Origin of the sequence: Micromonospora sp. WMMD736 (genome assembly GCF_049179015.1) — a bacterium.
In the GTDB taxonomy this organism is placed as follows: Bacteria; Actinomycetota; Actinomycetes; order Mycobacteriales; family Micromonosporaceae; genus Micromonospora.
The window spans coordinates 456,594-474,903 of the sequence record NZ_JBMHMI010000001.1 but is presented as its reverse complement, the minus strand read 5'-3'; the positions used below and the strand labels follow the sequence as shown (position 1 = coordinate 474,903).

The 18,310-nt window shown below is 74.1% G+C and carries 17 protein-coding genes; 10 read left to right on the top strand and 7 right to left on the bottom strand.

Annotated features, from left to right (window positions below):
- Nucleotides 1-115: 115 nt before the first annotated feature.
- From ACN269_RS01895 to ACN269_RS01885, 3 genes are all read left to right on the top strand, one after another.
- Nucleotides 116-535 carry a hypothetical protein gene (locus ACN269_RS01895; protein WP_421470693.1) on the top strand — a complete coding sequence of 140 codons (420 nt, stop codon included), beginning with the start codon at nt 116-118 and terminating at the stop codon, nt 533-535.
- A gap of 69 nt (nt 536-604) precedes the next feature.
- Nucleotides 605-1,786, top strand: coding sequence for a low temperature requirement protein A (locus ACN269_RS01890; protein WP_421470692.1), 1,182 nt, complete (start codon nt 605-607; stop codon nt 1,784-1,786).
- Between the two features lie 69 nt (nt 1,787-1,855).
- Entirely contained in the window at nt 1,856-3,325 is a 1,470-nt protein-coding gene (locus tag ACN269_RS01885; protein ID WP_421470691.1) for a cryptochrome/photolyase family protein, read from the top strand.
- On the opposite strand, the gene ACN269_RS01880 is transcribed toward ACN269_RS01885, so the two are convergent.
- The 5 genes from ACN269_RS01880 to ACN269_RS01860 are packed head-to-tail and all read right to left on the bottom strand — an operon-like array spanning nt 3,326 to nt 7,212.
- Entirely contained in the window at nt 3,326-4,198 is an 873-nt protein-coding gene (locus ACN269_RS01880) for an SDR family NAD(P)-dependent oxidoreductase (protein WP_421470690.1), read from the bottom strand.
- Nucleotides 4,185-5,675: a flavin-containing monooxygenase gene (locus tag ACN269_RS01875; RefSeq protein ID WP_421470689.1), complete on the bottom strand. Its 1,491-nt coding sequence runs from the start codon at nt 5,673-5,675 to the stop codon at nt 4,185-4,187. Before ACN269_RS01875 ends, ACN269_RS01880 begins: the two co-directional genes overlap by 14 nt.
- Before the next feature lie 58 nt (nt 5,676-5,733).
- Nucleotides 5,734-6,261, bottom strand: coding sequence for a PH domain-containing protein (locus ACN269_RS01870; RefSeq protein ID WP_421470688.1), 528 nt, complete (start codon nt 6,259-6,261; stop codon nt 5,734-5,736).
- A gap of 10 nt (nt 6,262-6,271) precedes the next feature.
- The gene (locus ACN269_RS01865; RefSeq protein WP_421470687.1) at nt 6,272-6,733 is read right to left on the bottom strand and encodes a hypothetical protein; all 462 of its coding nucleotides are present in this window, start codon (nt 6,731-6,733) and stop codon (nt 6,272-6,274) included.
- Nucleotides 6,733-7,212 (bottom strand): hypothetical protein, encoded by a 480-nt coding sequence (locus tag ACN269_RS01860; protein WP_421470686.1) that lies wholly within the window; start codon nt 7,210-7,212, stop codon nt 6,733-6,735. Before ACN269_RS01860 ends, ACN269_RS01865 begins: the two co-directional genes overlap by 1 nt.
- 44 nt (nt 7,213-7,256) lie before the next feature.
- On the opposite strand from ACN269_RS01860, the gene ACN269_RS01855 reads away from it, so the two are divergent.
- From ACN269_RS01855 to ACN269_RS01825, 7 genes are all read left to right on the top strand, one after another.
- Nucleotides 7,257-8,234: a helix-turn-helix transcriptional regulator gene (locus ACN269_RS01855; protein ID WP_421470685.1), complete on the top strand. Its 978-nt coding sequence runs from the start codon at nt 7,257-7,259 to the stop codon at nt 8,232-8,234.
- Between the two features lie 90 nt (nt 8,235-8,324).
- Nucleotides 8,325-8,957, top strand: coding sequence for an ATP-binding cassette domain-containing protein (locus ACN269_RS01850; protein ID WP_421470684.1), 633 nt, complete (start codon nt 8,325-8,327; stop codon nt 8,955-8,957).
- Nucleotides 8,954-10,228, top strand: coding sequence for an extracellular solute-binding protein (locus ACN269_RS01845; RefSeq protein WP_421470683.1), 1,275 nt, complete (start codon nt 8,954-8,956; stop codon nt 10,226-10,228). Before ACN269_RS01850 ends, ACN269_RS01845 begins: the two co-directional genes overlap by 4 nt.
- Nucleotides 10,225-11,991: a hypothetical protein gene (locus ACN269_RS01840; protein WP_421470682.1), complete on the top strand. Its 1,767-nt coding sequence runs from the start codon at nt 10,225-10,227 to the stop codon at nt 11,989-11,991. The genes ACN269_RS01845 and ACN269_RS01840 overlap by 4 nt, the downstream gene beginning before the upstream one ends.
- Nucleotides 11,988-14,387, top strand: coding sequence for a tetratricopeptide repeat protein (locus ACN269_RS01835; protein WP_421470681.1), 2,400 nt, complete (start codon nt 11,988-11,990; stop codon nt 14,385-14,387). The genes ACN269_RS01840 and ACN269_RS01835 overlap by 4 nt, the downstream gene beginning before the upstream one ends.
- A gap of 72 nt (nt 14,388-14,459) precedes the next feature.
- Nucleotides 14,460-15,083 (top strand): ABC transporter ATP-binding protein, encoded by a 624-nt coding sequence (locus ACN269_RS01830; protein WP_421470680.1) that lies wholly within the window; start codon nt 14,460-14,462, stop codon nt 15,081-15,083.
- Nucleotides 15,080-16,510, top strand: coding sequence for a DUF6297 family protein (locus ACN269_RS01825; protein WP_421470679.1), 1,431 nt, complete (start codon nt 15,080-15,082; stop codon nt 16,508-16,510). Before ACN269_RS01830 ends, ACN269_RS01825 begins: the two co-directional genes overlap by 4 nt.
- A gap of 12 nt (nt 16,511-16,522) precedes the next feature.
- Here ACN269_RS01825 and ACN269_RS01820 read toward each other — a convergent pair whose 3' ends face one another.
- Both ACN269_RS01820 and ACN269_RS01815 read right to left on the bottom strand, forming a co-directional pair.
- Nucleotides 16,523-17,554: a poly(3-hydroxybutyrate) depolymerase gene (locus ACN269_RS01820; protein ID WP_421470678.1), complete on the bottom strand. Its 1,032-nt coding sequence runs from the start codon at nt 17,552-17,554 to the stop codon at nt 16,523-16,525.
- 140 nt (nt 17,555-17,694) lie between these two features.
- Nucleotides 17,695-18,297, bottom strand: coding sequence for an MBL fold metallo-hydrolase (locus ACN269_RS01815; protein WP_421470677.1), 603 nt, complete (start codon nt 18,295-18,297; stop codon nt 17,695-17,697).
- Nucleotides 18,298-18,310 lie beyond the last annotated feature (13 nt).

The window sequence follows — 18,310 nt, the reverse complement described above, 5'->3', positions numbered from 1 at the left end:
CCGGGGCGAACCTACCGCGATCACCACGGCCGGCCCAGTCGGCCGGGAGGCGGGTTATCGCGGGTCACGCGGGGTACGCGGGCCACGATTCGGACCACGGCCACCGGGAGTGACCATGAAATTCGCGCACCTGCCGCTGCGGGCCAGCATCGGCGCGTACTTCCTCGACTCGGGCCTCGGCAAGCGCAACCTGGAGGGCGAGGCCGCCGAGGCCATGCACGGGATGGCGGTGGCCGCGCTGCCGCAGCTCGGCCAGTTGGACCCACCGCGGTTCGCCAAGCTGCTGTCGTACTCGGAGATCGCCCTCGGGGCGGCGCTGCTCGCGCCGTTCGTGCCGACGCCGCTGGTGGGGCTCGGCCTGACCGCGTTCGGCGCGGGTCTCGTGCAGCTCTACCTGAAGACGCCGGGGATGCGGCGGCCCGGCAGCATCCGGCCGAGCCAGCAGGGCGCCGGGCTGGCCAAGGACGTGTGGCTGGTCGGCGCCGGTCTGACGCTCGTGCTGGAAGGGCTGACCCACCGCCGTCGGCGCGGCTGATCCGGCGAGCCGCGCCGCCGGCACCCGCTATCGTGTGGCCGACGCCGACGGTCGGCCTGAGGAGCTGCGGTGACCCACAGTCGTTCGGTGCGGCCGTTCTACCGGCCCATGCGGCCCCGTCGCCGGGACGAGCCACACCGTGCGGCGACCCCGCTGGAGCTCTTCTTCGACCTGTGTTTCGTGGTGGCCGTGGCGCAGGCGGCCTCCGCCCTGCACCACGACGTCGCCGAGGGGCACCTCGACCACGCGCTGCGCAGCTACCTGATGGTGTTCTTCGCGATCTGGTGGTCGTGGATGAACTTCACCTGGTTCGCCTCGGCGTACGACACCGACGACGACGTCTACCGGATCACCACGCTGGTGCAGATCACCGGCGCGTTGATCCTCGCGGCCGGGGTGCCGCGCGCGTTCGCCCAGGGCGACTTCACCGTCATCACCTACGGGTACGTGGTCATGCGGCTGGCCGCCGTCGTGCAGTGGAGCCGGGCCGCGGCCGGCGATCCGGCACACCGGGCCGCTGCGCGCCGGTACGCGATCGGTGTGACGGTCGTGCAGCTCGGCTGGCTGCTGCGGCTGGTGTTGCCCGACGGCTGGGGCATGGCGACGTTCGTGCTGCTGGCGCTCGCCGACCTGCTGGTGCCGGCGGTGGCCGAACGGCCCGGCATGACCCCGTGGCACCCCGGGCACATCGGCGAGCGGTACGGGCTGTTCACGCTGATCGTGCTCGGTGAGGCGGTGCTGGCGATCTCGGTGGCGATCCAGACCGGGCTGGACGCGGGCGACCACGGTCTCTGGGCGCTCGCGGCGGCCGGCGCGGTCATCGTGTACGCGCTCTGGTGGCTCTATTTCGACCGCCCGGTCGAGGCGCCGGACCGGCTGCCGTACTCCCTGGTCTGGGGCTACGGCCACTACCTCATCTTCGCCGCGATCGCCGCCGTCGGGGCCGGCCTGCCGGTGGTGGTGGACCACGAACGGCACCTCGCGCACGTCACCGGTACGACCGCCGCGTACGCGGTGGCCGTACCGTTGGCCGTCTTCCTGCTCACCGTATGGGTGTTGCACGTTCGCCGTCAGCAGCACGGCGCGGTGGTGGTCGCCTATCCGGTCGTCGCCGGGGTGGCGCTGCTCGTGCCGCTCGGACCAGCCCCGGTGCCGGTGCTCGCCGTGCTGCTGGTCGTCCTCGTGGCCCTGACGGTGGTGCTGCGCGGACGTGACGCCGGGGCCGCCACGAGCAGCGCCGCCTGGCATTGATCGGAATCAGACATCGATCATCCGGCTTGCCGGCGCGCGGGACGGCCGGAAAATGGGCAGAATTGCGGGATGTCACGCCGCCGATGGTTGCTGGCCGACCAACTCGGGCCACATTTCCTCGACGACCCCGATCAACCGGTCCTCCTGGTGGAGATCCGGGAGCTGTTCCGCCGCCGCCCGATGCACCGGCAGAAGGCGCACCTGATCCTCTCCGCCCTGCGCCACCGCGCCGCCGAGTTGGGCGACCGGGCGCTGCTGTTGCGCACCGACACGTTCCGCGAGGCGCTGACGCAGGTCACCGAGCCGGTCGAGGTGTGCCACCCGCACTCCCGGGCCGCGCTGGAGTTCGCCCGTTCGGTGCCCGGCCTGACCGTGCTGCCGCCGCGCGGCTTCATCACCAGCCAGTCCGACTTCGCGGCCTGGGCGGACCGTACCCGGCGCGGTCCGCTGCGGATGGCCGACTACTACCGGCAGGCCCGCCGCCGGCACGAGGTGCTGACCGGTCCGGCCCGGATTCCCGGCACCGCCCCGACGCCGCGCCGCCCGCGCGGTGAGGCCGCCGCCGTACCCGCCTCGCCGCCGCCACCGCCGCCCGTCGTCGAGGACGACATCGACGCGCAGGTCCGCCGCGACCTCGACGGGTGGGCGGCCGACGGGGTGCGGTTCGTCGGTCGGGACGGCCCTCGGCGGCACCCGGCCACGCACGACGAGGCGCAGGCCCGGTTGGCGCACTTCCTCGCGTACCGGCTGCCCGGGTTCGGCCGCTACGCCGACGTGATGAGCGCCGACGACCCGCTGTTCGCGCACTCGACGCTCTCGTCGTCGTTCAACCTGGGGCTGCTGCACCCCGAGCCGGCGGTCCGCGCCGCCGAGCAGGCGTGGCGGTCCGGTGCCGCGCCCCGCACGGCCGTGGAGCCGTTCATCCGCGGGCTGCTCGGCTGGCGGGAGTTCCTCTGGCAGTTGTACTGGTACCACGAGCCGCGCTTCGAGGGCGCGAACTGGCTGGCCGCGACCGAGCCGATGCCGCAGTGGTTCGCCGACCTGGACGCCGACGCGGTGGAGGCGCGCTGCCTCGCCGACGTGCTCGCCGCCGTCCGGGACCGGGCCTGGACGCACCAGAACCCCCGACTGCTGGTGCTGGGCAACTACGCGTTGCAGCGCGGCTGGCGGCCCGCCGAGGTGGCGGACTGGTTCCAGCGCTGCTTCGTCGACGGCACCGACTGGGTGATGAACGCGACCGTGCTCGGCATGAGCCAGTACGCCGACCTGGCCAGGGTGGACACCCGCCCGTACGCGGTGGACGGCACCGACATCGACGAGATCAGCGATTACTGCGCCGGCTGCCGGTACGCGCCGGAGCGGGCACTCGGCGAGCTGGCCTGTCCGTACACCGGGGGTTTCGAGAGCTTCCTGCACCGCAACCGGGAGCGGTTGGTGGCCGACCCGCGGCTCGCCGCCGAACTGGCCCGCCGCGACGAGCCCGAGCACCGGGACGCGGTGCTGGCCCAGGAGGAGAAGCGCGGCGGCAGCCCGCCCTGATCAGGTGGGGTCGGCGACCGGCGGTGGAACCGGCGCGGGCCGGGTCACGCCCCGGTTCAGGCCGACCATCAGCACCCGGTGGTACGACGCCGGCATGATCCGGGCCAGCAGGTCGGGCACCTTCGCCGACCAGCCGATGAGCACCCGGCCCCGACGCCGCTCGACGCCCCGCAGGATCACCTCGGCGGCCCGCTCCGGAGCGATGGTGAGCAGCTTCTCGAACTGCGCCCGACCGGCGGCGTACTCCTCGGCCGGCACGCCGCTGCCGACGCGGGCGTTCGCGGTGATCCGGGTCCGGATCCCGCCCGGATGCACCGACGTCACGCCGATGCCGTCGTCGACCAGCTCGTGTCGCAGCGCCTCGGTCAGGCCCCGGACGGCGAACTTGCTCGCCGCGTACGCGACCTGCCCGGCCGGCGCGATCAGCCCGAACAGGCTGGAGATGTTGACCAGGTGCGCACCCGGTTCGGCCTTGAGCGCGGGCAGCAGCGCGTGCGTCAGCTGCGCCACCGCCCGGAAGTTGATCTCGATGACCCAGCTGAACTCGTCGAACGTGACCTGGTCGAACCGACCGCCGAGGCCGACCCCGGCGTTGTTCACCAGCAGCCGGATCCGCTCATGACGCTGGCCGATCTCCGCCGCGACCCGCGCGGTGGCCGCCGGGTCGGCGAGATCCACCCGGTACGTGTGCACGCGCCGGTCCGGGTGCGCGTCGCCGATTGCGGCGACGACGGCGTCCAACCGTTCCGCGTCCCGGTCCAGGAGCACCAGGTCGGCGCCGCGGTCGGCCAGCCCGTGCGCCAGCGCCGCCCCGATGCCGCTGGCCGCGCCGGTCACCACGGCCGTCGCGCCGACGAACTCAAACCTCCGCACGATCGGTGCTCCTTCCCTGGCGGGCGCGGCGGGAGAACCGCACACCCTCGTCGGCGAGCCGGCCGTGCCGCATCAGCAGCACGTCGCGGACGTAGTTCTGGTGCAGCCGCCACGGCGGCCGCGCGCCCTGGCGCGGCAACGCGTCGACGCCCCGCAGCACGTACGAGGAACGCAGGTCGATCAGCGGCACCCGCTCGTCGCCGGGTGGCGGCAGCGGGGTGACGACCTGCTGGCCGGTACGGTCCAGGTGGCGCAGCAGCCGGCAGACGTAGTCGGCGACCAGGTCGGCCTTGAGGGTCCACGACGCGTTGGTGTAGCCGATGGTCAGCGCGAAGTTCGGCACCCCGGAGAGCATCATGCCCTTGTAGGCGACGGTGTCGGCCAGGTCGACGTCGGCCCCGTCGACGCGCAGCGTCAGGCCGCCGAGGGCGAGCAGGTTGAGGCCGGTCGCGGTGACCACGATGTCGGCGCGCATCTCGTCGCCCGAGGCCAACCGGACGCCGTCGGCGGTGAACGTGTCGATGGTGTCGGTCACCACCGACGCCCGGCCCTGCGACACGGCGGCGAAGAGATCGCCGTCGGGCACCACGCACAGCCGCTGGTCCCACGGGTCGTAGCGGGGCGAGAAGTGCCGGTCGACGTCGTACCCGACCGGCAGCAGGCGCGTCGCGGCCCGGCGCAGCAGCCGTCGTACCAGCCCCGGCGCACGCCGGCTGAGCTGGAACGTGGCCGTTGACAGCAGCACGTTCTTCCACCGCACCACCGGATACGCGACGCCCGCCGGCAGCCGACGCCGCAGCGCGTCGGCCAGCCGGTCGCGCGAGGCCAGGGCGATGACGTACGACGGTGAGCGTTGCAGCATCGTCACATGCGCGGCCCGCTCCGCCAGGGCCGGCACCAACGTCACCGCGGTCGCCCCGCTACCGATCACCACCACCCGCTTGCCGGCGTGGTCGAGGTCGTCCGGCCAGTGTTGCGGGTGCACCAACCGCCCGGCGTACGCGTCGACGCCCGGCAGGGCGGGCGTGTAGCCCTCGTCGTACCGGTAGTAGCCGGTGCAGGCGAACAGGAACGAGCAGGTCAGCACCACCGTCTCGGCGGTGTCGGTGCGCTCGGCGTACACCGTCCAGCGGGCGGTGGCGCTGTCCCACTCGGCGCGCGTCACCAGGTGGGAGAAGCGGATGTGCCGCTGCACGTCGTACTCCCGGGCCGTCTCGCGCACGTACTCGCGGATGCTCGCGCCGTCGGCGATCGACCGCGCGTCGGCCCACGGCCGGAACGAGTAGCCCAGGGTGAACATGTCCGAGTCGGATCGGACGCCCGGGTAGCGGAACAGGTCCCAGGTGCCGCCGACGGCGTCGCGCGCCTCCAGCACCGCGTACGTCTTGTCGGGGCAGTCGCGGCGCAGGTGGCAGGCCGCGCCGACGCCGGACAGGCCGGCGCCGACGATGAGCACGTCGACGTGGTCGGAGGGCATGGCTTCCTCCATCCGGGGCGGTGTTCGGACCCTAACACCGCGACCGAACGGCCGTTAACTAGCGCCGGACCACCTGCGGGCCGTCGTGGCGGGAGGCCCGCTCGGCGTCGAGCCGGGCGAGCATCCGCGCGAAGTCGTCCGGGGCGAGCACCGGCCCGACGTCCTTGCGCCAACCCATCTCCCGGGAACGCCGCTGCACCGCCGACTCGAACGCGCCGCCGGTTGTGCGCACCCAGCAGGCGTCGCGCACGGTGGGCTCACCGAGGAACAGCGCGGGACGCGCCTCGAACCCGTTGACCTCCGACCACCGGAACGTCCGCGTGCGGACGATGTGCCGCAGCCGTAGGCCCTCGTCGTTGACGTAGATCCCGGTCAGGTGCATCCGGAACGCGAACGTCAGCCACACCCCGAGGATGGGCAACGCGCCAGCCATGGTCAGGCCGTCGCGCCCGTGGACGGTGCCCGCAGCCAAGCCACGCCCGGCAAAGACCACCACAACCGCCGCCATCGTCGACCCAGCAAGCACCATGAATCCGGTGAACACCTGCCGGAAGCCCCACGGATCCATCCGCCGCCATCTGCGCATGGCCCGCAGGCTAGTGCACGGACGCTCGCGTCATCTCCATGATCCAGTTCGTCTCCCAGGTGCGTTCGCCGTCGACCGAGAACGCCTGCTCCCAGCGGGCCGTCGTCGCGGTGATCCCGGACCAGATGAACCGGCACCGGACCGGACGCCCCTCGTGCTGGTCGTCGGCGTAGAAGCGGCCGACCCGGTCGACGAAGCGACCGACCACCGGCGGCTGCTCCAACTCGCCGCGACCGCTGTTCATCCAGTAGATCGACCACTGCTCGCTCGCCGGGTCGAAGATCCTGATCGTGGCACCGGAGAAACCCCTGGTCGGGAAGGTGATCTCGTCGAAGTTGCCACCCCCGCCGAAGAAGCTGCGCGCCACCGACACACCGGGGAACTCGTCCCACTCGTCGCAGCCGGTCAGCCGTTCGCGGAGCCGCCGGTTGACCACGTTCCAGGTGCCCACGTAGAAGTCGAAGTCGCCCATCAGAGGCCCACCGGCCCTTCCGCTCGGGTGTCACGCAGATAACCGGCCAGATCGGGGGTCTCCGGGGCCAGCAGGTGCCGGACCCAGGCGGCCCGCTCGTGCTCCAGCACCGCCAGCTCCCAGACGCAGCCGACCTCGCGCCGACCCAACTCGACGAAGTGGGTCGGGTCGTCGTCCGGGCAGTCCAGCGCCGGCTGACCGGCCACCGCGATGTGCACCTGCACCGCGTTGTCCCACACCCAGGTGTACGCCAACAGATAGGCGCCCGTGTCCGCGCCCCGGTGCAGCACCACCCACCCGGCGGCCGGCGTGCCGTCGCGCACCGCGCGGGCCAGCAGCGCGGGCAGTACGTCGTACGCGGCCTCCTGGACCGCCGGCTCGATCGGCCGCTGCGGCTGGTCGACGTGGTAGCGCTTGAGCTGCCAACCGTCCACCACGATCGGCGTCGGCGTCCGTAGTTCCTTGTCGTGAAATGGCATGCCGGGACGGTAGGGGCACTTCGCTGACAGCTAGTGTCAGTGGAGTGCGGGCCAGTCGACTCGTCTCCGTCCTGCTGCTGCTCCAGTCGCACGGCCGGCTGACCGCCGCCCAGCTCGCCGAGCGGCTCTCCGTTTCGCCACGCACCATCTACCGCGACGTGGAGTCGCTGCACGCCGCTGGCATCCCGCTCTACGGCGAGGCCGGGCACGCCGGGGGTTACCAGCTCGTCGACGGCTGGCGGACCCGGCTGACCGGTCTGACCGCCGCGGAGGCCGAGCGGCTCTTCCTGGCCGGGCTGCCCGGCCCCGCCGACGAGTTGGGCTACGGCGACGTGGTGGCGGCGCTGCGACTCAAGCTGCAGGAGGCGCTGCCGACGCCGTTGCGCGACCGGGCCACCCAGCTCCAGCAGCGCTTCCACCTGGACGCACCCGGTTGGTACGCGGACGGCGACGCCTCCCCCGAACTGGCCCGTACGGCCGAGGCCGTCTGGCGGCAGCAGCGCGTACGGGTGCGCTACCGCGGTTGGCGGGGTGAGGTGACCCGGGTGCTGGAGCCGTACGGCCTGGTGCTCAAGGGCGGCCGATGGTACGTGGTGGCCACGCAACCGGGCCGGGTCGAGCCGGCGACCTACCGGGTCAACCAGATCCTCGCGCTGACCCCGCTGGCCGAGGAGTTCGACCGGCCGGTCGACTTCGACCTGCCGGTCTGGTGGCGGGAGCACGTGGTGCGGTTCCGGGCCCAGCTGCACCAGGACGAGGCCACCGTACGCCTGTCCCCCGCCGGTCGGCAGCGGCTGCGCGAGATCGGCAGCGATGCGGTGGTGGCCGCCGTGGACGCCAGCGCGGGTCCCGTCGACGCCCAGGGTTGGGTCACCGCCGTGCTGCCGATCGAGTCGTTGACCCATGCCCACGGCGATCTGCTGCGCCTCGGCGCCGACGTGGAGGTGCTGACCCCGGTCGCGCTCCGCGAACTCCTGGCCGCCACGGCCGCCGGCCTGGCTGCCCTCTACGGCTCCCGGTAGGTGCCGCCGTCTTCCACGATGGAAGATCGACGGGACATCGACTGTCGGCCACGTGTGCCACCCTGGGACGGTCACCAGCTGTCACCGGAGGTGAGGGCAACGTTACGACTACGCGCGCTGGTCGCCGTCCCCGGCACCGGGCCGGTCACCCTCGACGTCGCGGCCGGCGAGACGGCGGCGCTGGTCGCGCCGCCCCGCTTCGGCACGGCCGTGGCCCGGGTGCTGGCCGGCCTGGCCGCCCCGGTCACCGGTCGGATCATGGTGGGCGAGCGGGACGTCACGGCCCTGCCGCCGCCGCGCCGGCAGATCGGCTACGTGCCGGCGGGCGGTGCGCTGTTGCCGCAGCTCACCGTCCGCCGCAACATCGAGTACGGCCAACGCAAACGTGAACGGGTGCACGAGATGGCCGAGGACTGGACGACGAAGGTGGTGGAGCGGCTGGAGTTGGCGCCGACGCTCGACCTGCTACCGCACGTGCTCTCCGACGCGCAGCGGTTCCGGGTCGCGCTGGCCCGGGCCGCCGTCTGCCTGCCCGAGGTGCTCGTCGTCGACCTGCCCGCCGACCCCGCCGGCGGCAGCCGCCTCGGCGACCTGCTGCCCCGACTCGCCCCGTCGGCCGCGCCGGGGGTCGCCACGCTCGTGTGCACCGCCGATCCGTCCACCCTGGCCGAGATCCCGACGCGGCACGACCTGGTCACCGAGCCCGACGAGGTTCCCCGGTGACGCCGGCCGGCGGCCTCACCCGCCGTACGCTGCTGCGCGCCGCCGCGGTCGGCGCGGCGGCGACCGCGGCCGGGTGCGGCGGCGGCACCCGCTCGGTACAGGTGGCCGTGGTCTGGAGCGGCGGCGAGTTGGACCGCTTCCGCGAGGTCGTGGCCGCGTACCCCGCTCCGGTGCGGGTGGTCAGCGCCGGCAACGACATCGACGCGTTCCTGCGCGCCCGGCACCTCGCGGGCACCTCGCCGGACGTGGCGATCCTGTCGCGTCCCGGCCTGGTCACCGAGTACGCCGCGCGGGGCTGGCTGCGTCCGGTGCGACCGTCGACCGAGTACGCGGTGCCGATCGGCCTCGGTGACCTGCTGCTGGCCGAGGGGCAGCGCTACGGCCTCTGGGTCAAGGCCGCGCACAAGTCCCTGGTGTGGCATCTGCCCTCGATGCTGCCCGAGCCGCCGACGAGCTGGGACGAACTGGTGTCGCTGACCCGCCGCCTCGGCGCGCTCGCCCGCGACGGCGGCCCGGCGCCCCTGGCCATCGGCGCGGCGGACGGCTGGGTCCTCACCGACTGGTTCGAGAACGTGCTGGCCGACCTCGCGCCCACCGCCTACGACGCTCTCGCCGCGTCCGAGGGTGACTGGCAGGGCCGGGCGGTGCGCGACACCCTGGACCGGCTCGCCGAGCTGTGGAGCATCAAGGGCGCGTTCCCCGGCGGTGGCCGACGTGCCCTACTCACCCAGTACGAGGAGTCGGTGATCCAGGTGGTGCGCTCACGACGGGCGGTGATGGTCTTCGAGGCCGATTTCACCGCCGAGGTGGTGGGCCGGTTCCGCAGCGGCACCGAGGAGCCGGTCACCTTCCGCTTCCCGAGCGCCGGGGCGGGCGGCGGCGCGCTGATCGTCGGCGGCGACGTCGCGGTGGCGTTCGACCACGACCGGGGCGGCCTGGAGCTGGTCGAGTGGTTGACCCGGGCCGACTCGTTCGGTCCCTGGCTGCGGGCCGGCGGCTACCTGTCGCCGAACACCACCATCTCGCTGACCGAGTACGCCGACCCGGTCCGCCGGCAACTGGCCCGCGAGATGCGCGGTCCGGACACCCTGCACTTCGACCTCTCCGATCAGCTGCCGGGGGCGTTCACCGGCTCCGACGGCGTCGGCATCTGGCGCATCATGCAGGACTTCTTCGCCGACGTCACCGACGGCGTGCCGGCCCGCCGGGCGATCGACGACGCCACCGGGCAGCTCGCCGCGGCGGCCCGCGACGCGGGCGGTGACCGGTGAGCGAGACCCGGGTGCTCGGCGAACTGGCGGTGCTCGACGACGTCGGCCCACCGCGCCGGGGCCGGGCCTACCCGGCGGCCGGTGCGACCTCCGCGCTGCTGCTGCCGGCCGCGCTGCTGCTCGGGGCGCTGGTGCTGTGGCCGGTGCTGCGTACGCTGCACGCCAGCGTCACCACCAACGGCCGCTGGGTCGGCGCGGAGCACTTCCGGGCCGCCCTCGACGCCCCGCACACCGGCGCGGTGGTCGGCCGTACGGTGCTGTGGGCGGTGCTGGTGCCGGCCGTGGTGACGGCGCTGGGCTACCTGTTCGCCGTCGTGTCGCGCCGCTCCCAGGAGGGTGGCCTGGTCCGCCTGATCCTGCTGGTGCCGGTGGCGTTGCCGCTGGTCGTCACCGGGGTGACCTTCCGGCTCATGTACGACCCCGACCCGACCCGTGGCCTGGTGACCCTGCTCGCGGCGCGGGTGACCGGGCGCTCCGTCGAGGACGCCCCGCAGCTGCTCGGGCCGGGCCTGGTGACGGTGGCGTTGATGTCGGCGTTCGTCTGGGCGTGGGTGGGGCTGGCCGTGCTGGTCTTCCGGGCCGCGCTGGACCGCGTACCGCCGAGCCTGGCCGACGCGGTGCGCGCCTACGGCGGTGGCCGACGACACGTCCTGTGGGACGCGCAGTGGCGACCGCTGTTGTTGCGTACCGTCGCGGTGGTCTTCGCCCTGGTGGCGCTCGGCACGAGCCGGACCTTCGACCTGATCCTGGTGATGACGCCCGGGTCGGTCCGCGACGACGCGGCGGTGCTCGCCCTGCGGGTCTGGCAGACCTCGGGCGGCACCACCACCGGACAGGGCGCGGCGCTCGGCGTCATCTGGCTGGCGGCGGTGGCCGCCGGCATGCTGGTGGCGGCGTTCTTCGTCCGTCAGGCGTGGCCCCCGCCGCGCGTCGAGCCGGTGCCCGACCCGACTCCGGTGACGCCGCCGCGCCGGCTGTTCCGGGTGGTCGCCGCCGCCGCCGCAGTGGCCTGGCTCTTTCCGCTCGTGGTGCTGCTGGCGACCTCCGCGCACGGGCAGGTCGACGCCGCCGCGCAGGGCTGGTGGTCGACCCCGCCCGGCACGGGCTCCTACGCCGCCCTGCTCGGCGGCGGCGAGCTGTGGCGGGCGCTGGGCTTCACCCTGCTGCTGGCCACCGTCGTCACCGCCACGGTCCTCGTCGTCGCGCTGCTGGCCGCGTACCCGCTGGCCTGGCTGACCGGGCCGGCCGCGCAGGCGACCGGTCTGCTGCTGATGGCCGCCACCGTCGTCCCGGTGCAGGTGATCGCCGGGCCGGTCAACGAGGTGCTCGGCCTGGTGCTCTCCTCCGGCACCGCTCGCGGGTTGGCGCTGGTGCACGTGGCGCTGGGGGTGCCGTTCGCGGTGCTGGTGCTGCGTAACGCGTTCGCCGACCTGCCGGCCGAGCAGGTGCGCGGCGCACGGCTGGGCGGCCGACGGTGGTGGGGAACGCTGCGCCGGCTCGCCCGGCACAACCTGCCCGCCGTGGTCGCCGTCTCCGTGCTGGAGTTCGTCCAGGTCTGGAACGACCTGGCGGTGGGCCTGCTGTTCAGCGGCCCGGAGGCCACTCCGCTCGGATTGTTCCTGGCCGGGCAGAGCCGCGGCTTCGTGTCCAACAGCGGGGTGCTGGCCGCCGGGTCGGTGCTCGCCTCGGTGCTGCCGGTGGCGCTCATGGTGCTCGCCCGGCGGCAACTCGTCGCCGGCCTGGTCTCCGGGGGCGTTCGGTGACCCGCCCCGGCGGGGCGTCCGGCCGCGGGCCGAGATGGCCGTTGCTCGCCGCCGTCGTCTCGCTGCTGGGTGGCGTGCTCGGCAACGTGGGCATCAACCTCCTCTCCGAGCTGGTGAGCAGCGCGCTCGGCCCGGCCGCCGAACTGCTCGGCCCGGCGAGCATCGTGATCGGGTTCGTCGGCGCCATCGGTTTCGCGGTGTACGCGCATCAACGCCGGGCTCGGCAAGGAACCGGTCCGGAGCCCACCGAGGTGGTGAGCACGCCGGTCGAGGACGTGCCGACCCTGCCGTACACGGCGGGGTTCACCGGCCGCGACGAGCATGTCCAGGCGGTGCTGGACCTGCTGGCACGCGAGCACGCCGTGGCGGTGCTGGGCCGGCGGGCGGTGGGCACGTCGGCCTGCGCCATCCAGGCGGCGAACCTGTGCCGGGCGGACTTCCCGGACGGGCAGTACCACTTCGACCTGCGCCGGGGTGGTCGACGCCGGTCGCCCCGGCAGGTGCTCACCGCGTTGGCGTTGGTCCTGGGCAGCACGCCGCCGGCATCCGGTCGGCCGGACGCCCTCGCGGACGCGGCTGCCGCGATCCGCCGCAAGATCGACGGGCGCAAGATCCTGCTGGTGCTGGACAACGTCGACCGGCCGGAGCAGGTTCGCGCGCTGCTGCCACCGACCGCGCGCACCTGCCGGCTGCTGCTGGCCGGCGGTCCGGCGCTCAGCGGGTTGAGCGGAGTGGTGGAGCACTGGATCGCCGAGCCCGGCCCGGCCGAGGCGGTCGAACTGTTCGCCGCTGCTGGCGGCGCCGCGCCGGCCGCCCGGGTCCGCCGCGCCGACCCCCGTACCGACCCCGCCGTGCGCGAGATCGTCGACCTGTGCGGCCGGCAGCCGCGCACCGTCCGCGCGCTCGGCTACCGCACGGCCCAGCACGGCTGGCGGCACGCCGACGTCCTGGACGCGTTGCGTCGAGCGGTGCGCACCCCGCCGCACCAGCGGGTCGCCGTCTCGCCGGCGGCCCAGCTCGTCACCGAACGGGACACCGCCTACCGGGCGTTGACCCGCGAGGCGCGGCGGCTGTACCGGCTGATGTCGCTGGCGCCCGCCCCGGTGGACCGGCCGACCATCGCCGCGCTGGCCCGCCGGCATCCCGAGCGGATCACCGGGCTGCTGGACCAGTTGGCCGCCGCCGCGTTCGTGGTCGGCGCTCCCGGCGACCGGTACGAGGTCCGTCCGCTGCTCGCCGCGAACGCTCGCCTGCACCTGCGCGACGCCGATCCGGCGCGGGCCCGGGTCGCCGCGCAGGCCCGCCTCACCCGACATCTGGCCCGGCGGGCGGAACGGCACGCCGCCAACCTGACCGTGCTGGGCTCCCCACCGGACCGGGAGTGGTCGCTGCCGCTTGACGACGATCCGTACGGCTGGTTCGACCTGCACCAGGAGTTGCTGCTCGCGGTCGTCCGGGTGCCCGCCGGGGCGGCCGAGACGCTGCCCCGGCGGGTACGCCGGTGGTGGTTCCGGCTGGCCGTGGCGCTGTGCGGCTGGCTCGCGCACGTCGAGCGGCTCGACGAGTGGGAGCAGGTGTGCCGCACGGTCCTGGCCACCCCGACGGCCGACGACCGACCGGAGATCGCCGGCTGGGCGCACAACGAGCTGGGCGTGCTGCGCCGACGCCGGCACGACCCGCAGGGCGCGGCGGCGGCGCTCACCCTCGCGGTGGCCGAACGCGGCCGGCGGGGCACCGCCCAGGCGCGGATGAACCTCGGCCTCGCCCTGCTCGACCTGGGGCAGCTCGACGACGCGGTGGAGCACCTGGAGCTGTCCCGCCGGCACCGCTCGTCCGCGGACCGGGCCGGGCACGCCCTCACCCACCTGGGCCTCGGCGCGGCGCAGCTGGCCCGGGGCGAGCTGGACGCCGCACACCACCATCTGGTGCGGGCGGCGAACACGTTCCGGTCGGTGGGCGACGCGCGCGGTTACGCCGCCGCGCTCACCAACCTGGTGCTGCTGCACGCCAGCCTCGGCGAGCACCTGGACGCGGCGCAGGCCTGGCGGGCGGCACTGCGCGAGTACGAGTCGGTCAACGACCCGACCAGCCGTGCCGCGGCGCTGCTCAACGCGGGCGCGACGCTGCTGACCAGCGCGCCGGGGCAGGCGCGGACGGCGTACGAGCTGCTGGCCGAGAGTCGACGGCTGCGCGCGGACGTCCGGCCCACAGCGGGACTGGGGCGTACCCTGCTCTACCTGGGCGACGCCGCCGCCGCGCTGGGCGACCAGGCCGACGCGCACCGGCTGTGGGCGGACGCGGCGACGGTGGCCGAGGAGGTCGGCGACGACCGGGCGCTGGCCGCCGCCGACGAACGCCTGGTACGCGACGTCGAAGCGCCACCGGCCACCCCCTGAGCGGTGTGTCCCCCGAGGTCGGCGTGATGTCGATCGCTCGTCGTGGTCGGTGGCGCGGGTCTGGGAGAGTGTGTGACCGTGGACGCTCTCTCGGTGCGGGGACTCAGCCGCAACTTCGGCAACCTGGTCGTGCTCGACGACGTGACCTTCACGCTGCCGCCCGGCCGGATCGCGGTGGTGCTGGGCCCCAACGGCAGCGGCAAGACCACCCTGCTGCGCTGCGTGGTGGGCGCCGACCGGCCGGACGCGGGTGAGGTCCGGGTGCACGGGTACCGGGCCGACGAGACCGACCCGCAGGTGCGTTCGCTGGTGGCCGCCGCCCTGGACGACATCGACTTCTTCCCCGACCTGTCCGTGGTCGAGCACCTGGAGCTGGTCGCGTACGCCCACGGGGGCAGCGCCGAGCCGGTCGAGGAGGTGCTCACCGAGCTGGGCCTGGAAGCGGCCCGTGACCAACTCCCGGTCACCCTGTCCAGCGGGCAACGCCGCCGGCTCGCGCTGGCGTCCTGCTTCGTCCGGCCGCGCCGGGTGCTGATCCTCGACGAGCCGGAGCAGCGCCTCGACGTCGCCGGACGGCAGTGGCTCGCCGACCGGCTGCGACGCGAACGCGACGCCGGCACCACCGTGCTGATGGCCTCGCACGACCCGGAGCTGATCGATGCCGTCGTCGACGAGCGGATCGAGATCGGGCGGTGACGGCCGCGCCGACCACGATCGCCGAAGCGCCCCCTGGGCTGCCCACGGCCCGCCAGGTCCGTACGCACCTGCGCCGCGCCCGTCGCCGGCACCACGACCATTCCCTGGGCGACGTGTTGGGCAGCGCGTACGTCGTGGTGCTGTTCGTGGGCATGTACGGCTGGTTCGCGATCAGCGCCAGCCGCGACCTGCTGGACTCCCCCTCCGTGGGGCAGGCCGAGCCGGGCGTGCGGTGGTGGCTGGCCCTCGCCGCGCTGCTCGCCGGCGCCGGGCTGGTCTGGCGCGGCCTGCGTGCGTTCGGCCCGCTGCTGGTCACCCCGGCCACGCAGAGCTGGGTGACCAGCGCGCCGATCGACCGGCGGGCCTGGTTGGCGCCGCGCCTCGCGGTCCTGCTGACCGGCGCCGCGGTGGGCACGGCCGCGCTCGGGGTGGCCGTGGCGGCACTCGGCGGGGTCACCGATGCGGCGGCCCTGGGCTGGGCGGCCGCCGCCGGCGCGGGATGGGGTGTCGCCGCGTTGGCGCTCAGCGTCGTCGCCCAGGGCAGCCAGGCGGGACGGCGGTGGCCGACGCTGGCCGGCGCGGTCCCGATGGTGGCCGCGGCCGTCGTCACCGCCGTCGTGGTGCTCACCGGCCGCCTCGGCGACGGATTGCCCCGACCGTCGGCGACGCCGACGATCGCGCTGGTCGCCGTCGCCGTGCCGCTCGCGCTCGTCGCGACGGTGCTGGCGGTACGCGCGCTGCCCCGGGTGGACCGGGCCACCCTGACCACCGGCGCGCAGTTCGCCAACGCCGCCGCCACGGCCACCGTCCTGCTCGACCCGAGCCTGCTGGCCGGCCTGGTGGAGAGCCGTCGTTGGCGGCGCGTCGGTCGGGTCCGCAGCAGCCGGTTCCTGCCCGGTGCGGGCTGGTGGGCGCTGCTCCAGGCGGACGTGCGACGGCTGCGCCGCCACCCCAGCGCCGTGCTGATCTGGGCGGGGCTCGTCGGCGTCCAGTACGCGGCCGCGCTCGCGCTGCCCGGTCTGGCCGGGGTCGCACAGGTGGTGTTCGCGTACCTGGCCGTCAGCCGGCTCACCGGTGGGCTGCGCGCGGTCAGCCGGTCGGCCGGGCTACGCCGGACGCTCGGTGGCAGCGACGCCCTGCTGCGCGGCGTGCACGTGGTGGTGCCGGCGGTCGGCGCGGGCCTGTGGTGGCTGCTGACCCTGCCGAGCCTGCCCGGCGTCGACACCGGCCCGACCTGGCTCGCGCCGACGCTGGCACTCGGGGTGGTGGCCGCCGCCTTCCGGGCCGGCACCCGCCCACCGCTCGACTACGGCGGCGCGACGGTCAACACGCCGTTCGGAATGGTCCCGGTCGACCTGCTGCGGCAGGGTGCCCGGGGGCCGGCGCTGCTCGCCGTGGTCGTCCTGCTCCAGCTGTTCCTGGGCTGAGGACCGGCGTGGTCAGCCGCCCAGGCGCCGGACCATGTTCATGATCGTTTCGAGCTGGGCGCCGCCCTTGATCGGGAAGTTGGTCGCGCCCAGGTAGCCCCACCAGTCCCAGCAGCCGTTGGGGTTGGTCAGCGCCGTCCCGGCCTGCGGATAGAGCACGACCAGGTTGTTGGTGTCCGCGTACTGGTTGAGGTTGGCCCGGTCGACGAACGCCGTGCCCACCGACCCGGCCCCCTGCACACAGCCGTGCAGCGCGACGAGCAGCCGGCACGACTGGCCGGCCGCGCACGCCGACGGGACGTAGGCGTAGCCGTTGGCGTCCATGCTCAGTCCGTTGGCCCACCCGTTGACGGCGAACGTGTTCTGGTCGAAGCGCACCAGCGTGCCGCCCAACGCACCCGTGTTGCGCGCGTTGACCCCGCCGAGCAGTTTGCGCAGCAGGGCGTTCTGCGGGTCGGTGCCGCAGTCGTTCAGGTAGGGCGACGCGGTCGCCGTACATCCCAGCGTGCCGTACGGGGTGACCCACGCGTGGCCGGCGGCCGAGCCGCTGTCGTACTGCACGCTGGCACCGAAGCGCTGGTAGTAGCGGACCAGGTCGTCGGTGACGGACTTCTTGACGGCGGTGTCGTTGGTGCCGTGGAACACGTACACCGGATCACCGGAGAGGTTGCCGACCGGGTCGACCCAGCCGTACGACGCCCAGGTGCGGGTGTACGTCTCCAGCGTCGACACGTTCGTCGGGTAGATGTTGTCACCGCAGCCGTACAGCGCCTGGGCGACGGTGTTCTGGGAGCAGTAGTACGGGCCGGCGGCGAAGACGGCCGCGCCCCGGATCCGGGACGAGTAGGCGACGTGCAGCTGGGTGGCCATGTAGCCACCGGAGGACACTCCGGCGACGTACACCCCGGAGATGTTGTAGGTGCCCAGCGCCCCGGCCACCGGCGGTCTGGTGGCGGGGGTGGCGGCCCGGGCGGGGGCCGCGACGGTCAGGATCAGCAGCAGGACGGCGGTCAGGGCGGTGGTGGCTCTACGCGGTGTGGTCATGGACGCTCTCCTCGGCAGCGCCGGTGGGGGCGTCGGCGCGCGCCGAAGCTACCGTGACGTGGACCACACCCGACATGAGCGCGATCGACACGCTTGTCGATGCCGTTGTGTGCCCCGACCACCCACGACCGCAGCGTCGCTCAGGCGGTGTCGCCCGGGGCGAGGTGGCGGTAGCCGGGGATGGTCTCGGCGAACCAGCCGGCCACACTGGCCAGACCACGATCATTGAGCTGCGCGTCGTGGATGGGGTACGTGGCCTCGGCGCCCACCGCGCGGGCGAAGCGGATCGCCTCGTCGAGGCGGAGCCACGACCCGTGGGCGGGCACGAGCAGGGTGCGCACCGGCTCGTCCGGCACGTGCACCGAGTCGCCCGGGTGGTAGAGCCCGTTACCGATCAGGTAACCGAGGTTGGCACAGTCGGGCTGACCCTCGTGGATCACGGCGTGCCGGCCACCGTGGGCGCTGACCGGAATGCCGGCGGCGGTGAAGCGCTGCCCTGGGCGTACCCGGGTGACCGGCAGCGGGGCGAGGTCGGGCAGCAGGGCGTCCTCGGGGGCGTACACCGGCACGCCGAGCCCGGCGAGGCGCAGCACGTCGACGTGGTCGGTGTGCTCGTGGGTGACCAGGACGGCGTCCGCGCCGGCCAGCGCGCGCGGTTCGCTCCAGGTGCCCGGGTCGATCACCAGCACCGCGCCGTCGTGCTCGAGTCGGACGCAGGAGTGCGTGAACCGGGTGATCCGCATCCGGTGACGGTAC

Bases quoted from the DNA above. Each gene is read 5' to 3' on its own strand.
- ACN269_RS01815 (WP_421470677.1), bottom strand. From the start codon at position 18,297: ATGCGGATCACCCGGTTCACGCACTCCTGCGTCCGACTCGAGCACGAC.
- ACN269_RS01875 (WP_421470689.1), bottom strand. From the start codon at position 5,675: ATGCCCTCCGACCACGTCGACGTGCTCATCGTCGGCGCCGGCCTGTCC.
- ACN269_RS01865 (WP_421470687.1), bottom strand. From the start codon at position 6,733: ATGGGCGACTTCGACTTCTACGTGGGCACCTGGAACGTGGTCAACCGG.
- ACN269_RS01820 (WP_421470678.1), bottom strand. From the start codon at position 17,554: ATGACCACACCGCGTAGAGCCACCACCGCCCTGACCGCCGTCCTGCTG.
- ACN269_RS01885 (WP_421470691.1), top strand. From the start codon at position 1,856: ATGTCACGCCGCCGATGGTTGCTGGCCGACCAACTCGGGCCACATTTC.
- ACN269_RS01895 (WP_421470693.1), top strand. From the start codon at position 116: ATGAAATTCGCGCACCTGCCGCTGCGGGCCAGCATCGGCGCGTACTTC.
- ACN269_RS01860 (WP_421470686.1), bottom strand. From the start codon at position 7,212: ATGCCATTTCACGACAAGGAACTACGGACGCCGACGCCGATCGTGGTG.
- ACN269_RS01870 (WP_421470688.1), bottom strand. From the start codon at position 6,261: ATGCGCAGATGGCGGCGGATGGATCCGTGGGGCTTCCGGCAGGTGTTC.